General features: G+C 65.4%; 22 protein-coding genes. 17 read left to right on the forward strand and 5 right to left on the reverse strand.

Annotated elements, in window-relative coordinates; genetic code table 11:
• Nucleotides 1-30 precede the first annotated feature (30 nt).
• Both dapB and QMF22_RS04060 read left to right on the forward strand, forming a co-directional pair.
• Entirely contained in the window at nt 31-798 is a 768-nt protein-coding gene (gene dapB, locus QMF22_RS04055) for a 4-hydroxy-tetrahydrodipicolinate reductase (protein ID WP_349357069.1), read from the forward strand.
• Nucleotides 795-1,238, forward strand: coding sequence for a tetratricopeptide repeat protein (locus tag QMF22_RS04060; protein ID WP_283450614.1), 444 nt, complete (start codon nt 795-797; stop codon nt 1,236-1,238). The genes dapB and QMF22_RS04060 overlap by 4 nt, the downstream gene beginning before the upstream one ends.
• An 8-nt stretch (nt 1,239-1,246) precedes the next feature.
• On the opposite strand, the gene QMF22_RS04065 is transcribed toward QMF22_RS04060, so the two are convergent.
• The 4 genes from QMF22_RS04065 to QMF22_RS04080 form a co-directional block, all read right to left on the reverse strand.
• A complete protein-coding gene (locus tag QMF22_RS04065; RefSeq protein ID WP_283450616.1) occupies nt 1,247-2,137 on the reverse strand; it encodes a TIGR01777 family oxidoreductase in 891 nt (296 codons plus the stop codon).
• A 9-nt stretch (nt 2,138-2,146) separates the two neighbouring features.
• Nucleotides 2,147-2,578 carry an OsmC family peroxiredoxin gene (locus QMF22_RS04070; RefSeq protein ID WP_092341026.1) on the reverse strand — a complete coding sequence of 144 codons (432 nt, stop codon included), beginning with the start codon at nt 2,576-2,578 and terminating at the stop codon, nt 2,147-2,149.
• A gap of 154 nt (nt 2,579-2,732) precedes the next feature.
• Nucleotides 2,733-3,212 carry a DUF4395 domain-containing protein gene (locus tag QMF22_RS04075; protein WP_283450620.1) on the reverse strand — a complete coding sequence of 160 codons (480 nt, stop codon included), beginning with the start codon at nt 3,210-3,212 and terminating at the stop codon, nt 2,733-2,735.
• A gap of 1 nt (nt 3,213) precedes the next feature.
• The gene (locus QMF22_RS04080) at nt 3,214-3,669 is read right to left on the reverse strand and encodes a TlpA family protein disulfide reductase (RefSeq protein WP_283450622.1); all 456 of its coding nucleotides are present in this window, start codon (nt 3,667-3,669) and stop codon (nt 3,214-3,216) included.
• Nucleotides 3,670-3,796: 127 nt separating this feature from the next.
• Between QMF22_RS04080 and thyX the strand changes: the two genes are divergently transcribed.
• The 15 genes from thyX (at nt 3,797) to dapF (ending at nt 19,425) form a co-directional block, all read left to right on the forward strand.
• Nucleotides 3,797-4,507: an FAD-dependent thymidylate synthase gene (gene thyX, locus QMF22_RS04085; RefSeq protein WP_283450757.1), complete on the forward strand. Its 711-nt coding sequence runs from the start codon at nt 3,797-3,799 to the stop codon at nt 4,505-4,507.
• 35 nt (nt 4,508-4,542) lie between these two features.
• Complete coding sequence (gene dapA, locus QMF22_RS04090; protein ID WP_283450624.1) at nt 4,543-5,520, forward strand: 4-hydroxy-tetrahydrodipicolinate synthase; 978 nt, start codon at nt 4,543-4,545, stop codon at nt 5,518-5,520.
• A gap of 97 nt (nt 5,521-5,617) precedes the next feature.
• Nucleotides 5,618-6,679, forward strand: a complete 1,062-nt coding sequence (locus tag QMF22_RS04095; RefSeq protein ID WP_283450626.1) for an efflux RND transporter periplasmic adaptor subunit — start codon at nt 5,618-5,620, stop codon at nt 6,677-6,679.
• On the forward strand, nt 6,676-7,386 hold the full coding sequence (locus QMF22_RS04100) for an ABC transporter ATP-binding protein (RefSeq protein ID WP_283450628.1): 711 nt from the start codon (nt 6,676-6,678) through the stop codon (nt 7,384-7,386). The genes QMF22_RS04095 and QMF22_RS04100 overlap by 4 nt, the downstream gene beginning before the upstream one ends.
• Nucleotides 7,383-8,609, forward strand: coding sequence for an ABC transporter permease (locus QMF22_RS04105; protein WP_283450630.1), 1,227 nt, complete (start codon nt 7,383-7,385; stop codon nt 8,607-8,609). The genes QMF22_RS04100 and QMF22_RS04105 overlap by 4 nt, the downstream gene beginning before the upstream one ends.
• 108 nt (nt 8,610-8,717) lie before the next feature.
• Nucleotides 8,718-11,627, forward strand: coding sequence for an FtsK/SpoIIIE family DNA translocase (locus QMF22_RS04110; RefSeq protein WP_283450632.1), 2,910 nt, complete (start codon nt 8,718-8,720; stop codon nt 11,625-11,627).
• A 3-nt stretch (nt 11,628-11,630) separates the two neighbouring features.
• A complete protein-coding gene (gene pgsA, locus QMF22_RS04115) occupies nt 11,631-12,224 on the forward strand; it encodes a CDP-diacylglycerol--glycerol-3-phosphate 3-phosphatidyltransferase (RefSeq protein ID WP_283450634.1) in 594 nt (197 codons plus the stop codon).
• Complete coding sequence (locus QMF22_RS04120; protein ID WP_283450636.1) at nt 12,211-12,777, forward strand: CinA family protein; 567 nt, start codon at nt 12,211-12,213, stop codon at nt 12,775-12,777. Before pgsA ends, QMF22_RS04120 begins: the two co-directional genes overlap by 14 nt.
• Nucleotides 12,778-12,921: 144 nt before the next feature.
• Nucleotides 12,922-13,230 (forward strand): helix-turn-helix domain-containing protein, encoded by a 309-nt coding sequence (locus tag QMF22_RS04125; protein ID WP_092341034.1) that lies wholly within the window; start codon nt 12,922-12,924, stop codon nt 13,228-13,230.
• A 96-nt stretch (nt 13,231-13,326) separates the two neighbouring features.
• Nucleotides 13,327-13,551, forward strand: a complete 225-nt coding sequence (locus tag QMF22_RS04130; protein WP_283450639.1) for a DUF3046 domain-containing protein — start codon at nt 13,327-13,329, stop codon at nt 13,549-13,551.
• A 322-nt stretch (nt 13,552-13,873) separates the two neighbouring features.
• Entirely contained in the window at nt 13,874-15,019 is a 1,146-nt protein-coding gene (recA, locus tag QMF22_RS04135; protein WP_283450641.1) for a recombinase RecA, read from the forward strand.
• Nucleotides 15,020-15,079: 60 nt separating this feature from the next.
• Nucleotides 15,080-15,832 carry a regulatory protein RecX gene (locus tag QMF22_RS04140; protein WP_283450643.1) on the forward strand — a complete coding sequence of 251 codons (753 nt, stop codon included), beginning with the start codon at nt 15,080-15,082 and terminating at the stop codon, nt 15,830-15,832.
• 74 nt (nt 15,833-15,906) lie between these two features.
• On the forward strand, nt 15,907-17,511 hold the full coding sequence (gene miaB, locus QMF22_RS04145) for a tRNA (N6-isopentenyl adenosine(37)-C2)-methylthiotransferase MiaB (RefSeq protein ID WP_283450645.1): 1,605 nt from the start codon (nt 15,907-15,909) through the stop codon (nt 17,509-17,511).
• A gap of 4 nt (nt 17,512-17,515) precedes the next feature.
• Nucleotides 17,516-18,499 (forward strand): tRNA (adenosine(37)-N6)-dimethylallyltransferase MiaA, encoded by a 984-nt coding sequence (gene miaA, locus QMF22_RS04150; RefSeq protein ID WP_283450647.1) that lies wholly within the window; start codon nt 17,516-17,518, stop codon nt 18,497-18,499.
• Between the two features lie 44 nt (nt 18,500-18,543).
• On the forward strand, nt 18,544-19,425 hold the full coding sequence (dapF, locus tag QMF22_RS04155; RefSeq protein ID WP_283450649.1) for a diaminopimelate epimerase: 882 nt from the start codon (nt 18,544-18,546) through the stop codon (nt 19,423-19,425).
• A gap of 166 nt (nt 19,426-19,591) precedes the next feature.
• Here the strand turns inward: dapF and QMF22_RS04160 are convergent, their stop codons facing one another.
• Entirely contained in the window at nt 19,592-20,200 is a 609-nt protein-coding gene (locus tag QMF22_RS04160; protein WP_283450651.1) for a class I SAM-dependent methyltransferase, read from the reverse strand.
• Between the last annotated feature and the right edge of the window lie 16 nt (nt 20,201-20,216).

The raw sequence follows: 20,216 nt of genomic DNA on the forward strand, positions 1-20,216 counted from the left end.
GCTGCCCGCAGCAATTGGTAGATTGGTTTCATGACAACGACGGTGGCCATCATTGGCGCAACGGGCAAAATGGGCCGCCTGGTTTCCGACCTGATCGACCGAACCGACGGGTATGAGGTCGTGGCCAGGCTCGACTCGCACAGCGAGCTGGGCGAGATGCTCGGTGCCGAGATCGCCGTCGATCTCACCCGCCCCGACGTGAGCCGCGGCGTAGTGGACTTCGCCACCGACCACGGTCTGCGGGTGCTCGTCGGCACGTCAGGCTGGAGCCAGGATGGCGTCGATTCGCTCAGCCGTCGCCTCGCCGATCGCGCCGATACCGGCGTGATCATCATTCCGAACTTCTCGATCGGATCGGTGCTGGCTACGACGTTCGCGGCCCTCGCCGCCCGGTTCTACGATTCCATCGAGATCGTCGAAGCCCACCAGCCGTCGAAGGTGGATTCGCCCTCTGGCACGGCCGTGCGCACCGCCGAACTGATCGGCCGGGCGCGGGCCGAATTGGGGCCGGTCTCGGCGCCGCACACCGACCAGCGCGCCCGCGGCCAGCAGGTGTCGAGCGTGCCCGTGCACAGTCTGCGCGTGTCCGGCCTGATCGCTCGCCAGGACGTCTTCCTGGGCGGCACCGGCGAGACGCTCACCATCAGCCACAACACGCTGTCGCCGAGTTCCTACGAGGCCGGCATCCTGCTGGCGCTGGAGGCCGCGCGAACCATCACCGGCGTGAAGGTCGGCCTCGACCAGATCGTCGACCTGGGCTTCGGCTCCGACGCGGCCGGGTCGGGAGTTTCCAAATGAAGGGCAAGATCGCGGTCATCGTCATGGCGGTGCTGCTGGTTTTCTACCTGGTGCTCGCCGGAGTGCGAGCCGTTGCGTTCATCCAGAGCGGGGAACCGCTCGGCATTGCCATCGGGCTCGCGTTGCTCATTCTGCCGCTGATCGGATTCTGGGCCCTCGCGCGTGAAGTCGCGTTCGGCATCCGCTCTGAGCGCCTGGTGCGTCAGCTCGACGATTTGGGCGAGCTTCCCAGCACCGAGCTTCCCGTGCGTCCGAGTGGTCGCCCGTACCGCGATGCCGCCGATGAGCAGTTTCCCGCGGCACAGGCTGCGGTCGAAGCTGAGCCCGAGAACTGGCACGCCTGGCTACGCCTCGGCCTCGCTTACGACGCGTCAGGCGACCGCAAGCGCGCTCGCGGCGCGATCCGTACCGCGATCGCACTCGAGCGCACCCCGAAGTAGTGGCACGGTTAGGGCTGGCGCAGCATCCAGGCGATCGCGGTCGCCGGATTGCGATGGAAGAACTCGAACCCGTCGTCCAGCAGCTTCTGGGGGCTGACCTGCTGGTCGGCGAGCAGCAGCTGGCGGGCGGCATCCTGTAGCAGCAGCGTCAGGATCTGCCTGGGGACCGGCACGACGAACGGCCGGTGCAGTGCGGTGGCGAGGGTCTTGATTATGTCGTTCGAGGTCGCCGCGGTGGGCCCGACCAGGTTGACCGGGCCGGACAGCGTCGAAGTCAGCAAATGCACGATGGCCGCGGCCTCGTCGTGCAGGCTGATCCAGGCCCAGTGCTGCTCTCCGCCACCGAGTGGTCCGGCCAGGCCGAGCTTGGCCAGGGGAAGCACCGGTTTCAGCGCGCCGCCCATGGCCAGCACGAGGCCGGTGCGCAGTGTCACTACGCGGGTCGGCTCCGGCGCCAGCTGGGCAGCAGCCTCCCACTGAGTGACGACGTCGGCCAGAAAATCGCTTCCCACAGCGGATGCTTCGCTCAGGACCTCCCCGGGCCGATCGCCGTAGACCCCCACGGCAGAGCCGTTCAGCAGAACCGTCGGGGGCGCCGCGGCCTGGGCTAGGGCATCGGTGATCGTGCGCGTGGCCGACAGCCGTGAGCTCAGAATTTCTGTACGATACCCGGTCGTCCACGGCAGCCGTGCCAGCGATGCGCCCGACAGGTTGACCACCGCGTCGATGGTGTCGAGAACGTTCACATCGAGGGCGTGCGCGGCTGGATCCCACCGCACCTCGTTTTTGCCGAGTGCTTCTCGTCGAACGAGCCGCACCGGGATATGCCCGGCTGCGGCCAGCTGGCGGCTGAGCTCCCGACCGATGAGGCCGGAGGCGCCGGCGATCAGAACGCGCACGCCGGCGGCCTAGGCCAGTTCGGCTTCAATGGTGATGGGAATGCCCGCGAGTGCCTTGGAGATCGGGCAGTTGTCCTTGGCGTCCTGGGCGAACACCTCGAACTCGGCCTCGGTGAGGCCCGGAATCTTGGCGCTGACCAGAAGGTGGCTTCCAATGACCCCGGTGCCGGCCGCGAAGGTGACGGCGGCGGTGGTCTGGATGCTCTCCGGAGTGTGGCCGGCCGAACCGAGTGCGTTGGCGAGGGCCATGGAGAAGCAGGCCGCGTGGGCTGCACCGAGCAGTTCCTCGGGGTTGGTCGTGTTCGACACTCCCTCGGCGCGGGCTTTCCAATTCACCGAGAATTCGGCTGCGTGCGAGGAATCGAGGGTGACGGTGCCGGAGCCGGTCGGAAGATCGCCGGTCCAGACGGTGGTTGCTTCACTGGTGAGCGTCGTGGGCATGGTGTTACCTCCAGGTGATTGGATTCCACCCTAACCGTCTCACCTGCCCTGCGAACGAGTCTAGTCTGGGAATTACCTGAGAGCCAGCCGACATGCCCGGGGAGCAGGCGGGGCACCCTGCCGGGCGTGTCCTGGCAGCATTGGGCTGGGTGGCTCAGGCGTTCCCGACGGTTCGGCCGGCCCGGTTGAGCACACCGAATCGCACGAGCAGCAGGTAGACCTGGCAGCCGAGGCAATAGTCAAAGACGGCGTTGAGAAAGGCCGCGACGAATGCTGCGGCCGCCGCGATCGGGACAGCGCCGGGTATTCCGGCCAGGCCCAGTACCAGCCCGATCAAGGTCACCACGAAGCCGACGCCCTGCGCGAAGGTGGGCGGAGCCGCGTCTTCGAGGTGGGTCGGCGGTGCCGGGCGTGGGCGAACCCACCGCTTGAACACGAGTCCGTAGGGGTGTCGGCCGGCGCCGGCGAACGCACCCCAGGCGAATAGTGCCGCAATGATCGCGAGCAGCGCAAGCGCGGCAGCGGATGCCGCGGTCAGCGACAAAAATATTACCGCGAGTAACAGAATGGCCGTGATGGCTGCTCCGAAGCGGGGTCCACGCGGATCGAGCGGGGGGCGGGACGACGTCGACATGTCAGCTCCGTTGAGTTGTGGTGAGGGAGTGGGTGTCCTGCGTGATCGCGTTGAGGGTCGCGGCGATCGCAGCCCGGTTCGGCGCGCCGCCCACGCGAGCTCGCACTCGCCCGGTCGCATCCAAAATCAGGGTCGTCGGAGTTTGCAGAATCGAAAAGCGGTTGGCGAGATCGGCGCGGTGGGTGAGATCGACATCGACGTGCACGACGCCCGGGCGCTCGGCGGCCACGGCGCCTAGCAGGCGACGGGTCCCGGGGCAGCGGGAGCACATCTCGGTCGAAAACTGCAGCAGGGTGGCGGCGGGGCCGAACTGGGCCGAGGCCGCGACATCCGCTGGAGTGATGACGTCGCCGGCGACGCGGGCCACACGTCCCTGGCGGGCTCGCCAGACGAGCCCAAGACCGGTCGTTGCGGCTAACAGGGCGAGCAGCAGTCCAATCGCTTCGAGTGGGTTCATGGTGTCGACGTTACGTGGGCGCGGGCCCATTCGGGGGACTGTGACAAGAGATTACGTCCGCGCCCGGCGTGCCGGCGAGCAGACCAGCTAGCCTGAGGCGGTGTCTGAAATTGAGTTTCGATCTGAAATGACCGTGGAGTTGGTGCGTGCCAGCGCCCACGATTCCGATGTGCTGTTTGCCGCCCGGGTGTCGACCCTCGGGGAGCAGACCCTGGAGCAGAGCCAGCTCGACGGCTCAGCGAGCGAGGCCGACGAGAAGCGTGACCGTGGGCTGATCAATTACCTCATGCGCGACCGGCACGGTTCGCCGTTCGAACACAACTCAATGACGTTCTACGTGCGCGCGCCCATTTTCGTGTTCCGTGAGTTCATGCGGCACCGCATCGCCTCCTACAACGAGGAATCGGGCCGCTACCGGGAGCTGAACCCCGTTTTCTACGTGCCGTCCGCGGAGCGCAACCTCGTGCAGGTCGGCAAAGCGGGTGCCTACGACTTTCTGCCCGGCACCGCAGAGCAGACCGCGCTGGTGCAGCAGCAGACCCGCGCCGCCGCGATTCACGCCTACGAGGCCTATCAGCGGATGCTGGAAGCCGGCGTTGCGCGCGAAGTCGCCCGCATCGTGCTGCCGCTGAACATCTACTCCTCGATGTACGTCACTCTCAATGCGCGCTCGCTGATGAACTTTCTCAGCCTGCGCACCAAGCGGGAGGGGAGTCAGTTCCCGTCGTTCCCGCAGCGCGAGATCGAAATGTGCGCCGAGCAGATGGAAACCCACTTCGAGGCGTTGATGCCCCTCACCTACTCCGCTTTCAATAAGAACGGCCGAGTCTCCCCGTAGCAGAGCGGATGCGGGGAGGCGATAGCCTGTACTTCGTGTCTACCTCTACGAATCCCTTTGGCCAGGTGCTGGTCGCACTGGTCACCCCTTTTACCTTTGATGGCGAAGTGGACTGGGCCGGGGTGGAGAAGCACATCGACGACGTCATCAACGCCGGTGCCGACGGCATCGTCGTCACCGGCACAACCGGTGAGACGAGCACCCTGACCGACCCGGAGAAGATCCGCCTGGTCGAGGTGGGCAAGTCCGTCGCGAACGGCCGCGCCAAAATCATCACCGGTGGTGGCTCGAACGAGACCGCGCACGCCATGCAGCTCGCCCGGCAGAGCGAAAAGGCCGGCGCCGACGGCAACATGATCGTCACCCCCTACTACAACAAGCCGACCCAGGCCGGAATCCTCACACACTTCCGCATGATCGCGGATGCCACCGACCTGCCCGTCATCCTCTACGACATCCCCGGCCGTACCGGTGTTGCAATCGCCTACGAGACGATCCTGCGCGCGGCCAAACACCCCAACATCCTGGCCATCAAAGACGCCAAGGGCGACTTTGCGCAGGTCAGCCGGGTTCTCAACCAGACCGACCTCATGTACTTCTCCGGCGACGACCCCAACGTTCTGGCACACCTGTCGATCGGCGCGACCGGCCTGATCGGAGTCACCGGCAACATCACGGCGACCCCGTACCGGCACATGGTCGACGCGGTCAATCGCGGCGACCTCAAGGTGGCTACGGCAGCGCACCAGCAGCTCGAACCGCTCGTGCGCGCCGTGATGACCCACGTTCCCGGCACCGTCGCGGTGAAGTACATCCTGCACGGCCTCGGCCGCATCGGCAGCCCACGCGTTCGCCTGCCCCTGGTCGGCCCTGAAGACTCCGAGGCCGCCCAGATCGAGGACGAGCTGTCGCTGGTGCAGAACATTCCCGGCGTGGACTTCTCCAACTTCCGCCCCGACCGCAACGCGGCCGCTGGCGGGTCGCTGCCGAAGGTCGCCGGTACCACCCGCTAGATCGTGCTCCGGAGTCGGCTGAGGCGCATACGCTCGTGAAACGCTAGGCTCAGCCCATCGAGCTTGACCACGTCGGGTCAGCCGTGTGGGGAGTGTCGTGAACGTTGCACGTAAATGGGTCTTTCCCATTCTTCGACTGATTGTCATCGCGGCCATCGCCGTAGCGCTGGTCAAGCTGGCGTTCTACCCGGACAACGCGGTGGACAGTAGTCCCGCCGAACCGACCGGGATCATCGTCGAACCCCAGATTCCGGTCGCCCTCGGCACCATCAGCAACGACGTCACCCTGCCGGGAACGGTCAGCGCCGACCCGGCCGTCGCTGTCAAAGCGACCGCCATCGGCACGGTCGATGAGATCTTCGTAGCCGCTGGCCAGACCGTGAACAAAGACGACAAGATCTACGACATTCGGGTCGAGACGATCAAAGACCCGGTCGAAACAACGGATGCCGACGGTAACGTCACCATCACCCAGCCCAAACCGGTGATCACCTTCGCCAAAGTACTGGCCCCGATCACCGGCATCCTGAGCTCGCTCACCGTGATCCACGGCCAGAGTGTGGCCGTGGGGGATGCCACCGGCCAGGTGGCCCCGCCGAGCTTCTCGGTGAGTGGCTCGCTCAGCCCCGAGCAGCAGTATCGGCTGCTGTCGAAGCCGACCGAAGCATCCGTCGCGATCACCAATGGGCCGGCGCCGTTCACCTGCACGGGACTGACGATCACGACACCGCTGGCCGGGGAAGCGGCCGGCGGTGACAGTGCGACCGGCGGCCAGACGGGCACGAGCGGCACGACCGTCACCTGCGCGATTCCGGCCGAGGTGACCGTCTTCTCCGGCCTGGCCGCCCAGATCACGATCGCCGCGGGCCTCGCCGAAAACGTGCTCGTCGTTCCGACCACGGCGGTCGAAGGGTCCGCCGAAACCGGCGTCGTCTGGTTCGTGATGCCCGACGGCGGCACCGAAGAACGACCGGTCACGCTCGGCATGACCGACGGCATCAACGTACAGGTCATCGATGGCCTCGTCGAGGGCGACCTGATCAACCAGTTCGTGCCCGGTGCCAGTGCGGTTGGCCCCGGAGAAGGCTGCGACCTACAGCCCGACGGCAGCACGGCGTGCTTCGGGCCGAGCATCTCCAGCACCGGGATCTCCAAGTGACCCTGCTGCACCTTGAGGGCGTGACCCGTACTGTGCAGCTCATCGATGCGCCGCCGCTGACGATTCTGTCCGGTATCGACCTCGAGGTGAACGTGGGCGACCGCGTCTCGATTGTCGGCCGCTCAGGTTCGGGCAAAACCACCCTACTGAACCTACTCGGCCTGCTCGATGCCCCCACGAGCGGCACCATGCTGTTCGAAGATCGCCCCGTGCAGTCGCTGTCCTCCGGCGCACGCGACCGCCTCCGCGGCCGTGAAGTCGGCTTCATCTTTCAACAGTTCAACCTGCTGCAGGGCCGCACCGCACTCGAAAATGTGATGACCCCGCTGCTCTACGCCGAGGGACGTCAGTTCTGGCAGCGCTCGCGCATCGCCACCGAGATGCTTGAACGGGTCGGCCTCGGCGACCGCCTCGCCGCCCTGCCTGACCGGTTGAGTGGCGGCGAGCAACAGCGCGTCGCGATCGCCCGCTCCCTGGTGCGCGGCCCGAGACTGATTCTCGCCGACGAACCGACCGGCGCCCTCGACCTCGAAACCGGCGAGACGGTGATGGACCTCATCGACGAGGTCGCCACCGAATCCGGCGCTGCCCTCGTGACTATCACCCACGATCCGGCCATAGCTGCCCGCGCCACCCGACATCTGCGGCTCGATCACGGCGTTTTGCAGGTCGCCAGCACGGTGCCCGCCAGTAGCGTGCCGGCATGAAGCGCCTCGCGAGCAACCTGGTCGGCGCTGTCATCGAGGCCTGGCAGGAAGTACGCATCCACAAGACCCGCGTCATGCTGTCCCTGATCGGGGTGGCCGTCGCCGTCTGCGCCATCACGACCGTGGTCGGTCTCGGCGGGGTCGCGCAGCAGGCCACCGTGGAATCCAACGAACGATCGGGAGGCCGCCCGGCCAGTCTCTATCTGTCTGCGTCGATGGGCGATGGCTCCGCCCCCACCGAGATGCCTGAAATCTGGCGCACCGCGCTCGAACGGTACAAAATCGACTATGCCAGCCGTGTCGTCAATACGCAGCAAACAGTGCAATTCGCCGACGGCGCCGTACCGGTTCAGACGATCGGGGTCGATCCGCCGTACGGCACCATGCACCGCATAACACTCGAGGAGGGCAGCTGGTTCACCGACGACGACCAGACCCGGCTCGCTCCGGCTGTGCTCATCAACTCAATTTTTTGGGACCGCCTCGGCCGACCCGACCTCGCCACCCATCCGACCACCACCCTTCTCGGTGAAGGCTCTACGACGGCCGTCGTCACCGGCGTCTATGCGGCCCTCTCCTACGAGACCGAGCCGGCGATGTACATGCTCGCCGACGCACTCACCGCCATCACGCCGGTCGTCACCGACCCCAATTCTCAATTCGGACCCCCGTCCTACGAGCTGTGGGTACCCGTTGACATCTCAGAGCAGCTGGTCACCGTGCTGCAACGCGACGTGCAGGGTGCACTGGGAACTGACGCGTTCGTGCAGGTGAACCGGCAAGATTTCGCGGCCTTCCAAGATGGCGACCCCTACCTCTCCCTCAAGCTCACGGTCGGTGCCATCGCCGGCCTGGTGCTGCTGCTCGGAGCTCTCGGCCTGGTCAATATCGCCCTGGTCACTCTCAAGCAGCGCATTCGGGAGATCGGCATTCGGCGCAGCTTCGGGGCGACCGCCGGACGGGTGTTCTTTGCCGTCATGATGGAAAGTGTCGTCGCAACCGTGGTCGCCGGCATTGTCGGCGTGATCGCCGCCGTACTCATCGTGGAGAGTCCGTTCGTCGAGGACTTCATCAGCCAGGGCCAGGTCACCGACTTTCCGCCGTTCCCGGTGGAAGCGGCCGTTCTCGGTCTGGTCTGCGCCACCGCTGTCGGTGCTCTGGCCGGGCTGGTGCCAGCACTGGTCGCGGTGCGCGTGAAGGTGATCGACGCCATCCGCTACTAAACCAACGCGCGACAAACGGATGCTGCCGCGTGCGCAATACCCGCCGGTCGCGCGGGCCGTTGGGCGTGGGGTCGGCCGAATGTCGGGGGTGCTTGGTAGCGTTATTTCATGGCTACGAGCACTAAGTCGACCGGGCGTGCCCGCACCTCGGCAGCGAAGGGCGCCCCGGCGCGCAAACCGAGGGCGACGAGCGCCGGCGGTACCGCCGCGCAGAAAACCGTCAAGTTCACCGCCGTCGACGTGAAGCCGAGCCTGGGTGCCCGCGCCTGGATGGGCCTGGCCCACCTCACCGGCGGTGCCGCCCGTGCCCTCGGCCCCGAAAAGCTCTCCAAAGACGAACGCCGCGACGGCCTGCCGTTCTTTCTCGTTCTGCTCGCCATTTCGGGTGCCATCGTCGAATGGTTTCTCATAAACAACGTCGTCGCCCAGCAGCTCGATGCTTATACCTTCGGTGGCCTGTTCGGCCGCGTCGCCTTCGCCCTGCCGGTCATTCTGCTGCTGTTCTCGGTCTGGCTGTTTCGCAAACCCAGTTCGGTGCACGACAACGGCCGCATCGGCATCGGACTCAGCCTGCTACTCGTGACCATCTCCGGGCTCTGCCATATTTTCGGCGTGCAGCCGCAGCCGCAAGACGGCATGCCAGCCCTCGCGCTGGCCGGCGGGGTGATCGGTTGGATGATCGCCGCCCCGCTGATCATGCTCACCACGTCGATCGGTGCCACGATCGTCGTCATTCTGCTGTTGCTTCTGAGCCTGTTCATCATCACCAAGACCCCGCCGAACCGGGTCGGTCAGCGCTCCCGGGAGCTCTACGACTGGTTGTTCGGCGCCCAGCTGACGGCTGACGAAGAGCAAGCGTCGGCGAAAGCGGCCAAGGGTGCCAAGCCGGGCAAGACCGCGCAGGTTGAGCTCGACGGCGTTGACGACGATTCAGCCGACGAATCCGAGGGGGCGCTGCCCTGGTGGCGGCGCAACAACAGCAAGCGTGAGGAAGATCCCGACTTCGGCAGCGCCCTGTCGACCGAGTCGAAGGCCGGCCCGGCTGAGGTGACGCCAGACCCGCTCAGCGTGCTGCTCGGCGGCAACCAGTCGCGCGGCGGCTTCGACAGCGCCATCGAACCCGAGGTCACCGACCATGCCGCTCCGCCGGAACGAGACCACTACGGCACCGAGGTACTCGAAGACCTGCGCAAGGCCGAACTCGCCGTCAAGCGGTTCACCGGCGAAGTCGACCTCGGCACCGGTCCATCCACGGGCCTGCACTCCGACGACCCGGCCGGGCACACCGAGGTGCTGCCCGGCTTCGACGACGTCTTCCCCGAACTCAGCCAGGCAGTGGATGCCGATGGCGCAACCCTGCCCCCTCTCGCGTCCACAGACCCTCACCCGGCCATTCCGTATCTCGTGCCCGCGGCATCCACCCTCACCGCCGGCCCGCCGGCCAAAGCCCGCTCGGCTGCCAACGACGACGTCGTGAAGTCGATCACAGAGGTGCTGCGCCAGTTCCAAGTCGACGCAAAAGTCACCGGATTCTCCCGTGGCCCGACGGTCACCCAGTACGAGATCGAACTCGGCCCGGGCGTCAAGGTGGAGCGCGTCACCGCGCTCAGCAAGAACCTCTCCTACGCGGTCGCCTCGAATGAAGTGCGCATCCTCTCGCCTATCCCCGGCAAGAGCGCCATCGGCATCGAGATCCCCAACACCGATCGTGAAATCGTCACCCTCGGCGACGTGCTGCGTTCGAGCACCGCCACTAATGCCACCCACCCGATGACCATCGGTGTCGGCAAGGACGTCGGCGGTGGTTTCGTCATTGCCAACCTCGCAAAAATGCCCCACCTGCTCGTCGCCGGCTCCACCGGATCGGGCAAGTCCAGCTTCGTGAACTCCATGATCACCAGCCTGCTCATGCGCGCCAAGCCCAGCGACGTGCGCATGGTGCTGATCGACCCGAAGCGGGTCGAGCTCGCCGCCTACGCCGGCGTGCCCCACCTCATCACGCCCATCATCACTAACCCGAAGAAAGCCGCCGAAGCGCTGCAGTGGGTCGTGAAAGAGATGGACATGCGTTACGACGACCTTGCGAGCTTCGGCTTTCGCCACATCGACGACTTCAACAAGGCCGTCGTCAACGGCGAGATCGTCCTCCCGGTCGGCAGCGAACGCAAACTCAAGCCCTACCCCTACTTGCTGGTTGTCGTCGACGAGCTGGCCGACCTCATGATGGTTGCCCCCCGCGACGTCGAGGACTCCATCGTACGCATCACCCAGCTGGCCCGCGCCTCGGGAATTCACCTCGTGCTCGCCACCCAGCGCCCGAGCGTCGACGTCGTCACCGGTCTGATCAAGGCCAACGTGCCCTCGCGCCTCGCCTTTGCCGTCACGAGCGTCACCGACTCCCGGGTCATCCTCGATCAGCCCGGCGCCGACAAGCTCATCGGGCAGGGCGACGCCTTGTTCCTGCCGATGGGTGCCTCCAAAGCCGTTCGCGTGCAGGGCGCCTGGGTCACCGAGGAAGAGATCGAGAAGGTCGTCAAGCATGTCACCATGCAGGCTCGTCCGGACTATCGGCCCGACGTTTCCATGGTCGCCCCGCGCAAGGAAATCGACTCCGACATCGGCGACGACCTCGAGGTGCTGCTCGCCGCGGCGGAACTCGTCGTGTCGACCCAGTTCGGGTCCACATCGATGCTGCAGCGCAAACTGCGTGTCGGTTTCGCCAAGGCCGGTCGCCTGATGGACCTGCTCGAATCTCGCGAGATCGTCGGCCCCTCAGAAGGCTCCAAGGCGCGCGACGTGCTCGTGAACGCGGAACAGCTGCCGAGTGTGCTCGCCCGCCTCCGCGGCTCCGACGACGAACAGCACGCCCTCAAAGCGCAGTCCGACGATTCGCGTGCCGCCTCAGCACCCGACCCGCGTTACGCCGACGACCCGGTCGAGAAAATGTCACAGGGGTATCCTGAGGTAGACGGCACCGAGGACGACGAGGATGCCTGGAAACTAACCGGCAGGGACTGAACCATGGCAACACCGCACCAATCCGTCACCCGGCCCAGTAACTGGAACGTTCCCAATCTGATCACGGTCGTACGCATCCTGCTCGCCCCCGTCTTCATCTGGATGCTGCTGGCCGCCGACGGCCCTCAGGATGCCCTGCGCTGGGTCGCCGCCGTGCTGTTCATCATCGCCATCGCCACGGACGGCATCGACGGGATGATCGCCCGCCGCCACAACCTGGTCACCGACCTCGGCAAAATTCTCGACCCGATCGCCGACAAGATCCTCACCGGTGGTGCCCTGGTCTGCCTGTCTATTTTGGGGGAGCTGCCCTGGTGGGTGACCATCGTCATCCTGGTGCGAGAGATCGGCATCACAGTGTTTCGCTTCGTCATGCTTCGCGACCGGGTCATTCCAGCCAGTCGCGGCGGCAAGCTCAAAACGATCGCCCAGTCCGTGTCGATCTCGCTCGCCCTGCTGCCGTTCAATCAGGTGTTCGGCGACTGGGTGGACTGGCTCAACACGGCCACCATGACCATCGCGCTCGTGCTCACCGTAGTCTCGGGCCTCGACTATCTCGTCTCGGCCTGGCGGCTGCGAAAAGATGCCGTTGCCTGACCCGGCCGCGGTCACGGGTTCGCTCCCCGCTACTCACCCGGCCGAGTCGGCTGGGCCAACGGATGCGACGGCAGAGCTGATCACCGATCTCACCACCCATCACCTCACCATAGCCGTGGCTGAGTCGCTTACCGGCGGGCTGCTCGTAGCTGAGCTCGTGCGCATTCCCGGGGCATCCGTTGTGGTGCGCGGGGGAGTCGTCGCCTACGACACCGCCCTGAAGCGTAGCCTGCTGCACGTCGACAGCAGTGTGCTGAACGTGCACGGCCCCGTCCACGCCGACGTCGCCAAGCAGATGGCCGGCGGGGTACGAACCCTGCTCGCGGTGAACGATGTCCGCGCCGACATCGGCGTGTCGACCACCGGAGTAGCCGGGCCCGGCCCCGACGGGGGACACCCCGCCGGAACTGTCTTCATCGGCCTCTCCAAGGGCACCGGTTCCTGGGCTGTTCCGCTTCACCTTCATGGCGACCGGGGCGAGATTCGAGCCGAAACCGTGCGTCAGGCGATTGATGCTGTGCGTGCGCTGATAGCGCAGGGTGACGCGGAATAGTTCCTGTTACGGGCTGGTTACATCGAAGACATTCACAAGCAAAGCCCAGTGATTCTCGGTAGTGTCCAAGTGTCGGATGAATGCAGTATTGTGAGCATCCAGCACCGCATTCCGGTAGTTATTAGGCATAAGAAGGAGGTTCCGATGATTCTTGTTCGTCAGGAAATCGGCGATGTGCTCAGGGACTTCCGCCTGCAAAAGGGGCGTACCCTGCGTCAGGTCGCAAGCAAAGCCAGCGTCGCGCTCGGCTACCTCAGTGAGGTAGAACGAGGACAGAAAGAGGCTTCTTCGGAGATTCTCGCTTCTGTCGCCGATGCACTGGAAACCCCGATCTCGGTAATCATGCGCGAAGTTGGTGACCGTCTCGCCGTCATCGAGGGAATCGATCAGTTCCCCGACACGGTACCGGACGAGTTCGTCAACACGTTCGATGCCGATCTCATGGTGCGTTAGTCACCAACCGGTAGCGTTCCCAGGATTTTCAGCATCATCAACCACCGTCGACACAGCGTGTCGGCGGTGGTTGTCATTTCAGGTTGAAGGAGTGTCGTGCGGCTCAGCGAATTTCGCACCGCGATGAAAGAAGAGTTCGGCGACGCCTACGGGCGCGTGCTCACACGTGACCTCGTTCTCTCCCCGCTCGATGGGCGTACCGCTGACCAGGCCCTCGCTGCTGGTGTTCCCGCCCGCGACGTCTGGCTGGCGCTGTGCGCGGAAGTCGACGTGCCGCGCAGCCGCTGGCACGGTGCCGGCATTCCTGCTCCGCGCCAGTAGCGCCGATCAGCCGTCCTCGAAATAGGCCGATATTTCGACACGCCGCAAAAACGTCTCCGACAATGCTCGAATATCTGTTCGGGCTTGATAGGCTCCTCCACAGCAGACAATCTGACAGATTGCGCACCGTTTGATCGTGCTCCCGACCAGTGTCGGAGGTGCGGCGTACAGTCGAATCTGTCAGAGAAAGTCGGCAAATGCCTTGTCGAAACGTGCATCAGGGTCCTACCCTGCGCGGGCCGACAGCCTACAGGCGCCACCACGCACACCCGCAGCGCCGTTCACAATCGGCGACAGTGCAGAACCCAAGGAGATCACCACCATGGCATCACAAGCGAACCGCGAGAAGGCCCTCGAAACCGCCCTCGCGCAAATCGATCGTCAATTCGGAAAGGGATCGGTTATGCGCCTCGGCAGCGACGAACGCGCCCCCGTCGAGACCATTTCTACCGGGTCGGTTGCTCTCGACGTCGCACTAGGTATAGGCGGGTTACCGCGTGGTCGCATCGTGGAGATCTACGGCCCGGAATCCTCGGGTAAGACCACCCTCACCCTGCACGCCATCGCGAACGCGCAGAAGAACGGCGGTATTGCCGCCTTCATCGACGCCGAGCACGCTCTCGACCCGGAGTACGCCAAGAAGCTCGGCGTCGACATCGATGCCCTCCTTGTCTCCCAGCCCGATACCGGTGAGCAGGCCCTCGAAATCGCCGACATGCTCGTGCGAAGCGGGTCCATCGACCTCATCGTCGTCGACTCCGTTGCCGCCCTGGTGCCGCGCGCCGAGATCGAGGGCGAGATGGGGGACTCGCACGTCGGCCTGCAGGCCCGGCTCATGTCCCAGGCACTGCGTAAGCTCACCGGTGGCCTCAGTCAGACCAACACCACAATGATCTTCATCAACCAGTTGCGCGAGAAGATCGGTGTGTTCTTCGGCAGCCCCGAGACCACCTCGGGCGGTAAAGCCCTCAAGTTCTACGCCTCGGTGCGACTCGACATTCGCCGCATTGAAACTCTCAAAGACGGCACGGATGCCATCGGTAACCGCACCAGGGTCAAGGTCGTCAAGAACAAGATGGCGCCGCCTTTCAAGCAGGCCGAGTTCGACATCATGTATGGCATCGGCATCTCCCGTGAGGGTAGCCTGATCGACTTCGGTGTCGATCAGGGCATCGTCAAGAAGTCCGGCGCCTGGTACACCTACGATGGCGACCAACTCGGCCAGGGTAAAGAGAACTCGCGCAACTTCCTGCTCAAGAACCCGGACATGGCAAACGAGATCGAGCGCAAGATTCTGATCAAGCTCGGCGTCGGTCCAGAGGGCATCGCTGCCAAGGCCGCCGAAAAGGCCGCTGCCGCTATCGCCCTGGAGGCCGAAACCAAGGCCAAGGCCGAAGCGGATGCCGCAGCTCTGCTGGGCGGCGGCCCGGTCGTCACCAAGGCGGCCCCCGCCCGCAAGACCGCCTAACCAGGCCGCGCCACAAAAACAGCAGTACCGCAGCACGACAACGGAAGGTAGGTCACGCCAATGGTGCACTTCGAACCTCAGGACGATGCAGCAGAACTCGCCGACTCCGGGTTGGCTCCAGTGACCTATCTGCCCGGTGCGGCACCGGGCATGAAGCGCCGCTCGCCGCTCGATCCCCGCCCGGCGGAGGTCGACAGGTTCGCCGCCGCGGCGGCTGCCGCTCGGGAGGCAGAGTCCGCCGCCGATATCGAGGCCGCGGGTATCGACCGCGACCAGGTCGACGACGCATCCACAGCAACAGACTTTGCTGCTGATGCGGGGGACCAGCGGGAGCGGGCCGAAAAGGTGCTGTTGCACCGGCTTCGCGGTCGCTCCCTCTCCACGGTCGAAGCCCGCCTGGTACTAAACGCTACCGGGGTCGACTCCCGTGAAGCCAGCGAGATCATCGAGAAATTCATTGACCTGAACTACCTCGACGAAGCGAAGCTCGCCGATCAGATCATCCACAGCCACAACGTGCGCAAGGGCCTGGGCCGCACCGGCGTTGAAGCCGAAATGCGCAGGCGCAAACTCGACCCGGGCGTCATGATGGACAAGCTCGAAGAACTTCCCGACGACGAGGCAGAACGCGCCATCGACCTGGCCACCAAGCGCATTGGGCAAATGGAACGCTTCGACGATCAGACCATCGACCGTCGCCTCACCGGCTTTCTCATGCGTAAGGGCTACAGCTCGGCAGCGGTACGACTCGCCGTCAAAGCCGCCATGGACGGCCGTGGCGGCGGGGGCGCATCCCGAGTACGGTTTCGCTGATGCTGGCCACTGATGCCGGCGCGGGTCCGGCTCACGGCCCGCACACCGAATTGCTCGCGTAAACTGTTCTCACTATGAGTATCGTCGCCCCCGAACTAGCCCGCCGAACCGTGATCACACCCTCGGCAGCCGCGATCGACGAGTCGGGGCGCGCGCGCACATACGAGGTGCGCACCTTCGGCTGCCAGATGAACGTGCACGACTCCGAACGACTCAGCGGTTCACTTGAGGCAGCAGGCTACGTCTCGGCCGACGGCGGCGAAGCCGACATCGTTGTGATCAACACCTGCGCCGTTCGCGAGAACGCCGACAACAAGCTCTACGGCAACCTCGGCTACCTCGCCTCGGTCAAGCGCAAGCACGCCGGCATGCAGATCGCCGTTGGTGGCTGCCTCGCTCAAAAAGACAAGACGACCATCCTCGAGAAAGCACCCTGGGTCGACGTCGTGTTCGGCACCCACAACATGGGTTCCCTGCCCAGCCTGCTCGAACGGGCCCGTCACAACGGTGAGGCTCAACTCGAAATTCTCGAATCCCTCGAGACCTTTCCCTCGACCCTGCCCACCAAGAGAGACTCCAGCTACAGCGGCTGGGTCTCCATCTCGGTTGGTTGTAACAACACCTGCACCTTCTGCATCGTTCCTGCCCTGCGCGGCAAGGAGAAGGACCGCCGCCCGGGCGAGATCCTCGCCGAGATCCAAGCCCTCGTTGATGACGGGGCAATCGAAGTCACCCTGCTCGGCCAGAACGTCAACTCTTACGGGGTCGAATTCGGCGACAAGCTCGCGTTTGGCAAGCTGCTGCGTGCGGCCGGCAAGATCGGGGGGCTGGAACGCATCCGCTTCACCAGCCCGCACCCCGCCGCATTCACCGACGATGTCATCGACGCCATGGCCGAAACGCCGGCCGTCATGCCGCAGCTGCACATGCCGCTGCAGTCGGGCTCCGATCGTATCCTCAAGTCCATGCGGCGTTCCTACCGCGGCGCGAAGTTCCTCGGCATTCTCGACCGGGTGCGCGCCCAGATGCCGAACGCCGCCATAAGCACCGACATTATCGTCGGCTTCCCCGGCGAGACCGAAGAGGACTTTCAGGAAACCCTGCGGGTTGTCGAACAGGCCAGGTTCGCGACGGCCTTCACCTTTCAGTACTCCATTCGCCCGGGCACGCCCGCCGCTACCATGCCCGACCAGGTGCCCAAGGCCATCGTGCAGGATCGCTACGAGCGACTCGCGGCCCTGCAAGAGCGCATCTCCCTCGAAGAAAACCAGGCCATGATCGGCCGCGAGGTTGAACTCCTCGTCGCCAACGAGGGCCGCAAGGACAGCGACACCCACCGGCTGAGCGGGCGCGCTCCCGACAGCCGTCTCGTGCACTTTGACGTGCCTGCCGGCTCGCCGCGGCCTCGGCCCGGCGACATGGTCACCGTGGTTGTCACCCAGGCCGCACCGTTCCACCTCATCGCCGACTCCAGCGACGGTGCGCCGCTCCGGATCCGCACGACGCGGGCCGGCGACGCGTGGGACCGTATGGAAGCCGAATCCTGCGGGGTACCCGCTCATGGCGGTGCAACCGGTGGGACCGGCCCCGTTTCGCTTGGTCTGCCGACGATCGGCCTGCGGCTCGAGGGTGGCTCTACCACCATCCCCATCTACAACGTGAACGACGACGAGCGCTAGGAGCTTGTCGCCTGTACCAGCGGGGACAGCCGACCCAGCGGCTCTGATCGCGATCGTCGGGTCGACCGGCACCGGCAAGTCTGAGCTGTCGCTCGATCTGGCCGAACGGCTGATCCAACGCGGCCAGCCAGCCGAAATCGTCAACGCCGACGCCATGCAGCTCTACCGCGGCATGGACATCGGGACCGCCAAACTCACCGTTGCCGAACGCCGCGGCATTCCGCACCACCTACTCGACGTGCTCGACGTGACCGACGAAGCCACCGTCAGCAATTACCAAACAGATGCCCGCGCCGCCATCACCGAGATCCGCGCGCGCGGGGCCGTGCCCATCCTGGTCGGCGGCTCTGGCCTGTACGTCTCCTCGGTCGTGTTCGACTTTCAGTTTCCCGGAACCGATCCGGTATTGCGTGCCCGGCTCGAAGCCGCACTCAGCGCGAGCGGACCTGGCCTGATGTACAGCCGGCTGCAGGCCGTCGACCCGCAGGCCGCCCTACGCATTGGCCCGAGCAACGGTCGCCGACTGGTGCGGGCCCTGGAGATCGTCGAACTCACCGGAGCCCCGCACCTGGCGGCTTTGCCCGAGGAACCGATCTACTGGCAGCCCAGCGTGCTGCTCGGCCTGCGCACTCCGCGCGAACAGCTCACCCCGCGGCTTGACGCCCGGGTCGAGCGGATGTGGGCGGCCGGCATCGTCGACGAAGCCCGAGGGCTGCTCGCGGCCGGCATCGAAAACGGAGTGACGGCGAGCCGCGCGATCGGGTACGCCCAGGCGCTCGGCCAGGTACACGGTACGCTCAGCCAGGCTGAGGCCGTCGAAGCAACCCAACAGCTGACCCGACGTTATGCCCGCCGCCAGGTGAGCTGGTTCAAACGCTACGCGCACGCCCTCTGGGTGGAATCCGATGCGGCTGACCGGGTCGATGATGTTCTCGCCCACTTTGACCGGGGCAGTGCGCCCAGTGCCCTCCCGGCACGCAAGCGCTGAGCTGCCCGGAAGCTCTTGCAGCGGCCGCCCCGTAAACTGGCAGCATGGGCATCACTCTGAACTTCACCAAGGGCCACGGCACGGGCAACGACTTCGTGCTGTTCGCTGATCCCGACGGAACAACGGAGCTCACTCCGGCGCAGATTCGGGCTGTGTGCGATCGCAAGTTCGGCGTCGGTGCGGACGGCATCATCCGCGCGGTGCGTAGCAAGAACCTGCCCGACGGCGCGGCCGCCCTCGCTGAAGACGACGCGGCCGAATGGTTCATGGACTACTGGAACGCCGACGGGACCGTCTCGGAAATGTGCGGCAACGGCATCCGTGTCTATGCCAAATTCTTGATTGAGAACGACCTCGCCGAGCTGCTTCCCGGCGATACCCTGACCATCGGCACCCGCGGCGGCGTGCGCGACGTTCAGCGCAACGCTTCCGGCTTTCAGGTGGACCTCGGCCGATGGAAGCTCGACGGCACCGAACCGCTCGTGCGCACCAAGAACCTGCCAGTGGCGCGCCCGGGCCTCGGCATCAACGTGGGTAACCCGCACACGGTCGTCGCCCTAGCCGATGACGACGAACTCGATGCGGCCGACCTCACCTTCATTCCGCAACTCGATCCGGAACCGGTCGACGGCGTGAACGTTGAATTCGTCGTGCCCAACGAACCGCTGGTTGTCAACGGCGTCGGACGCTTCCGCATGCGCGTGCACGAGCGCGGCAGCGGGGAGACGCTGTCCTGTGGCACGGGAGCGGTCGCGGCCGCCCTGGCCACCCGGCACTGGGCCGGCAAGTCGGCGCCGCACCAGTGGCGTGTTGAGGTTCCCGGCGGCGTGCTGGGGGTGCGCATGTTTCCGGCCGAGGACGGCGAGCACGTGTCGCTGTCCGGGCCGGCCGAGCTCGTCTTCGACGGGGTTCTGAACTTAGGGTAGTTCGGTTTCGGGTGGGGCCGTGGCGGCGGGGTCACCCGCTCATCGCTCAGACATAGCGGGTGCGCAGGGCACTCCGCAAAAGGCGTGCGGAGCACCTTGCTTACCCGCGAGACTCGCAGCCCCGCGGGAAACCCCGCCTCTACGACCGGTTGACCGGAAATTGGGATTAAGAGCGGTGTACCTGGAGCACTCGGAAGCCCTTACTGATGGCCTCACGCGTGGTTTCGAAGTTGTCGGGGAGCTCGGCCGCGAGCCAACGCTGGAGCGAATCCGAACCGAGGTTGCGTTGCACGACGAGCCAGGCATCCGCTTCTGATTCGAGGCGGGGCAACCAGGTCGTCATGAGCCCGTGCAGTTCGTCCTTGCCGACGCGAATCGGCGGGTTCGACCAGATGGTGCGAAAGCTGATGTCGGTGGGCACATCGGCGGCGAGCACGGCGTTGATGTTGGTCAGACCGAGCGAGGCGGCGTTCGTGCGCACGAGATCGAGGGCACGCTCGTTGACGTCGACAGCCCAGATGGTGGCGTCGGGGGAGGCCATGGCGAGGTGCAGGGCGATCGGACCCCAGCCGCAACCGAGGTCGAGAAAGTGACCGGTGAGGGGCGGCTCGGGGGCGTACTTGAGCAGAACCTCGGTACCACCGTCAATGTGGGCGGGGCTGAAGACCGAATTGGCGGTCGTCAGGAGCCGATCCTGACCGTGCAACTGCACCGAGATCTGGCGGGTTTTCAGTACGGTGCCGGGTGCCGGAGAAAAATAGTGGTCGGACGACATAGGAGGGAACCTTTCA

The sequence above is a fragment of the Cryobacterium sp. PH31-L1 genome, assembly GCF_030063145.1.
Lineage (GTDB): Bacteria > Actinomycetota > Actinomycetes > Actinomycetales > Microbacteriaceae > Cryobacterium.